Here is a 4,383-nt window from a genome sequence, read left to right on the forward strand (position 1 = left end):
TTAGATTGTCCCTCTAAGACACGGAATCGGTGGTTAAACCACATCAACCAAGCAAGGATTAAATTCGCTTGTATTCTTTCTTTACAGGAGACAAAACAGGAGATAATTGAGAACATCGGGGAAGTGGTGCTGATAGGCAGATTCGAACTGCCGACCTCACCCTTACCAAGGGTGTGCTCTACCAACTGAGCTATATCAGCACATCTTGGAGCGGGCAGCGGGAATCGAACCCGCATCATCAGCTTGGAAGGCTGAGGTAATAGCCATTATACGATGCCCGCAATGAACTCGGCTACCTGAGTTATCAGCTGTTAAACTGTTTTCCGCAAAGCTTATAGAAGCTTATTGGAGATGGTGGTGGGAGAAGGATTCGAACCTTCGAAGTCTGTGACGGCAGATTTACAGTCTGCTCCCTTTGGCCGCTTGGGTATCCCACCTATCCAAATTTTTAATGGTGCCGGCACCAAGAGTCGAACTCGGGACCTACTGATTACAAGTCAGTTGCTCTACCAACTGAGCTATGCCGGCATCAAGTGCTGCGCATTCTAGGAAGAGTGAGCGCAGGATGCAACAAAAAAATTTAATTTTTTGTTCATTCGCTCATATTTTATTCGCTTTTTGCGATTTTGTTGATTTTTTATCTACTTTGAGATTAAAACATCAACAACAGCCATTAACTATAATCGATTATAATCTGAGGAGTAAAGCACCGTTATCGAGTTTAGTTTCGTAAAATATAATTTTTTTATTCACTATCACAGTTTTTTCCCTGTTTTGATCGTTTAGTTTTTCAGCAAAAAACCTGTTTTTTTTTGCATACGTCAAAAAAAATTCACATAAAACACAAAAAAACCTACGCCTACTTCTCTTCACTCGCTATGATGCTACCAAATTTTATGGATACAGATGCTTTTGCAGCCTGTCCAACCTGCACACAAATAGGCAGATGTTGGTTTATGAAACAAAAAGAAAATTTTATGACGACACCATATTTAGAGTTCGATAGAGAGCATTGGGCCACTTTGCGTGATTCGGTTCCTCTAACATTATCATCAAGTGAGCTCCTTAAACTTAAAGGTATTAATGAAGAGCTTTCCATGGATGATGTCATCGAAATTTATCTTCCTCTGTCTCGTCTACTGAACTTTTATATAAGTTCCAATTTGCGCCGCCAAGCGGTGTTAGAACAGTTTTTAGGAACGAATGGAGCAAAAGTACCCTATATCATTGGTATCGCTGGGAGTGTTGCCGTAGGAAAAAGTACTACGGCCCGTTTGCTACAAGCGCTACTAACCCGTTGGCCAGAACATCGAAAAGTTGACTTGATTACTACCGATGGTTTTTTATATCCAAACCATGTCTTACGCGACAAAAATATAATGAAGAAAAAAGGCTTTCCTCAATCTTACGATATGCGGAAGTTGGTTAACTTTGTTTCTCAAATCAAGTCAGGAGCGCGTAATGTTGCAGCCCCTGTTTATTCGCATTTAACCTACGATATTGTTCCTGATCAGACACAAATCATCGACCAACCTGATATTTTAATATTAGAAGGGTTAAACGTCCTGCAAAGTGATATGGACTATCCTCAAGATCCTCACCATGTCTTTGTTTCGGATTTTGTTGATTTTTCCATTTATGTTGATGCCGAGCCCCAATTACTAAAGCAATGGTATATCGGACGCTTTTTGAAATTTAGACAAGGTGCATTTTCTGATACCGATTCATATTTCCATAACTATTCTAAGCTCAGTGAAGAAGAAGCGATCAATGTGGCGAGTTCAATTTGGGATGAGATTAATGGTTTAAATCTTGAAGAGAATATTTTGCCAACTAAAGAACGGGCAAGTTTAATTATGACCAAGGGCGAAAATCATTCTATTCGGAATGTACGCTTAAGAAAATAATGGATAAGGCCGGTATTATCCGGCCACTATAGTTAATTTTCATTCGATCTTAATGATATTTCACCGCCAATATAAGGGATAACTTCTCCATCTTCTTTTTGTAATAACAGAGCGCCTTGCTCATTTATTCCCTTTTCAATACCAACAACAATATCATTACCAATCAAAAGCTTAACCTTACGACCTAAAAAATTATCTAATTCAAACCACCGAGACAAAAATGGTTTCAATCCTTGTTTCTCAAATATACGTAATGATTCTTTTAATGAATTAATAATATTACCAGCTAATTCATTTCTCTCGATATTTTCAATTTCATCAATTAATGCAGACCAAGCTTGGTTAATTGTTTTCTCTTTTTGAATGATATTTTTACTCATACCAATATTGATACCAACACCAATAATAATATGTGCTGCATCGCCAGTTTTGCCTGTTAGTTCAACCAGAATTCCAGCTAGTTTCTTATCATTCATGTAGAGGTCATTAGGCCATTTAACCTTGACTTTGTTTCCACATAATTTATTTAAAGTTTCAGCAATTACGATACCAACAACTAAGCTCAAACCAATTGCAGCTGCGGGGCCTTGTTCTAATTTCCAATATGTTGAAAGGTAGAGGTTACATCCGAATGGTGAAATCCATTGGCGCCCGCGGCGGCCTCTTCCTGCACTTTGGTATTCAGCTAAGCAAGTATCCCCAGAGTGCAGGTGAGGAATTCGATCCAACATATATTGGTTAGTTGAATCAATAACAGGTTCAACTATGACATTAGAATCAGAAACATATTGCTCAATGCGTTCTTTATTCAATAGGTTAATTTGCGAAGGAAGCTGATATCCCTTACTAGTAACTGTTTGAATATCAAGACCCCATGAGCGCAATGTTTTGATATGTTTGTTAATTGCAGCTCTCGTCATTCCTAAGTGCTCACCCAGTTGTTCCCCTGAATGAATTTGCCCATCCGCTAAAATATCAATAACTTGTAATGGAATGCTCATCTCTTTCATTGTATACAGTCCACCGCATTGACCTCGCCATTTCGCCCTATAAAGCGAACTTCAGGCTCTAAATATATATCGAAATGCTGTGCAACTGTGTGGCTGACATGCTTAGCTAGCTCCACAATATCTTTTCCTGTTGCATTTTCTTTATTGATCAATACCAAAGCTTGCTGTTTATGAACTGCAGCACCACCTAGTTCGTAGCCTTTTAAGCCGCATTGGTCAATCAACCAACCCGCTGCTAATTTTACATTTCCATCAGCCTGAACATATTGAGGGCAATTAGGGTAACTAGCTTTGATTGTCTCCGCGAGTTCAGCAGATACGACTGGGTTTTTAAAGAAGCTGCCAGCATTACCTGTTATAGCGGGATCAGGTAATTTACTTCTGCGAGTCTCACATACCGTCTCAAACACATCTGAAGGCGTTACAGTGTTAGGATCGAGCTTAGCTAAATCGCCATACGCTAGCTTTGGTGACCACTCCTTAGAAAAAATCAATCCAACGCTGATAATCGCATGCGAATTCTGATATTCATGTTTAAAGATACTGTCTCGATACCCGAAATTGCATTCTTCCGCAGGGATACGAGTGATCCTACCTGTATCCAAGCAGAGGATATCCACATACTCACAAACATCTTTTAGCTCTAACCCATAAGCTCCAATATTTTGTATCGGAGCAGAGCCTACGCATCCAGGGATCAGCGCTAAGTTTTCTGCGCCATATATTCCCTTATGAAGCAATGTTTCAAGTAGCTGATGCCAATTTTCCCCTGCATATGCATGTACATGCCAAGCATCTGCAGAATCAGTAATTTCGATACCTTTAATTCTGTTTACAATGACCACACCATCAAAATCTTCAATAAATAACACATTGCTTCCCCCGCCTAATAACAGTACAGGAAGATTGTCATTTTTTGCTGTTGTCCACTGTTGGTACAGAGCATCAGCGCTTTGTACAATGTTCACTTTAATAGCTTTGGCATCAATACCGAAGCTATTAAGCGATTTGAGTTCGGCGGTCAGGTTCATTGCTACCTTCATTTTCAAATAAGATCTAAGATTTTATAAGTCTATCAGCCTGACCTAGCAGTGAATAGCATGTAGATGGAAATAATATGAGAAGTAAGAAACTGAGAAGAATTTTCAAAAATACAAATCGATAGATAGCAAAAAGCCACCCATTGGGTGGCTTCTTATATTTAAAACCTAGCAGTTCCCTACTCTCACATGGGGAGACCCCACACTACCATCGGCGCTACGGCGTTTCACTACTGAGTTCGGCATGGGGTCAGGTGGGACCACCGCGCTATTGCCGCTAGGTAAATTCTTTTAAACTATTTTAGTATTCATGGTGCTGATACCCAGATTCGAACTGGGGACCTCACCCTTACCAAGGGTGTGCTCTACCAACTGAGCCATATCAGCAATATGGTACTGTCAGTCAGCACTGACACAACCTTAAAA

The 4,383-nt window shown here is 39.8% G+C and carries 3 protein-coding genes, 5 tRNA genes and 1 rRNA gene; 1 reads left to right on the top strand and 8 read right to left on the bottom strand.

The window, feature by feature from the left end; translation table 11 throughout:
- Nucleotides 1–124: 124 nt before the first annotated feature.
- The 4 genes from PR799_RS17560 to PR799_RS17575 all read right to left on the bottom strand — a co-directional run bounded on the left by PR799_RS17560 (nt 125) and on the right by PR799_RS17575 (nt 528).
- Nucleotides 125–200, bottom strand: a tRNA-Thr gene (locus PR799_RS17560).
- A gap of 6 nt (nt 201–206) precedes the next feature.
- Nucleotides 207–281, bottom strand: a tRNA-Gly gene (locus tag PR799_RS17565).
- Between the two features lie 71 nt (nt 282–352).
- A tRNA-Tyr gene (locus tag PR799_RS17570) sits at nt 353–437 on the bottom strand.
- Between the two features lie 15 nt (nt 438–452).
- Nucleotides 453–528 (bottom strand) — tRNA-Thr (locus tag PR799_RS17575).
- A gap of 428 nt (nt 529–956) precedes the next feature.
- Between PR799_RS17575 and coaA the strand changes: the two genes are divergently transcribed.
- Nucleotides 957–1,907 (top strand): type I pantothenate kinase, encoded by a 951-nt coding sequence (gene coaA / locus PR799_RS17580; protein ID WP_272523048.1) that lies wholly within the window; start codon nt 957–959, stop codon nt 1,905–1,907.
- 32 nt (nt 1,908–1,939) lie between these two features.
- Here coaA and birA read toward each other — a convergent pair whose 3' ends face one another.
- The 4 genes from birA to PR799_RS17600 all read right to left on the bottom strand — a co-directional run bounded on the left by birA (nt 1,940) and on the right by PR799_RS17600 (nt 4,344).
- Nucleotides 1,940–2,917: a bifunctional biotin--[acetyl-CoA-carboxylase] ligase/biotin operon repressor BirA gene (gene birA / locus PR799_RS17585; RefSeq protein ID WP_272523050.1), complete on the bottom strand. Its 978-nt coding sequence runs from the start codon at nt 2,915–2,917 to the stop codon at nt 1,940–1,942.
- A complete protein-coding gene (gene murB / locus PR799_RS17590; protein ID WP_272523051.1) occupies nt 2,914–3,948 on the bottom strand; it encodes a UDP-N-acetylmuramate dehydrogenase in 1,035 nt (344 codons plus the stop codon). Before murB ends, birA begins: the two co-directional genes overlap by 4 nt.
- A 175-nt stretch (nt 3,949–4,123) precedes the next feature.
- Nucleotides 4,124–4,239: ribosomal RNA gene (rrf, locus tag PR799_RS17595) — 5S ribosomal RNA — on the bottom strand.
- Between the two features lie 29 nt (nt 4,240–4,268).
- Nucleotides 4,269–4,344: transfer RNA gene (locus PR799_RS17600), tRNA-Thr, on the bottom strand.
- Nucleotides 4,345–4,383: the final 39 nt, after the last annotated feature.

Source organism: Providencia sp. PROV202 (assembly GCF_028479565.1).
GTDB lineage: Bacteria > Pseudomonadota > Gammaproteobacteria > Enterobacterales > Enterobacteriaceae > Providencia > Providencia zhijiangensis.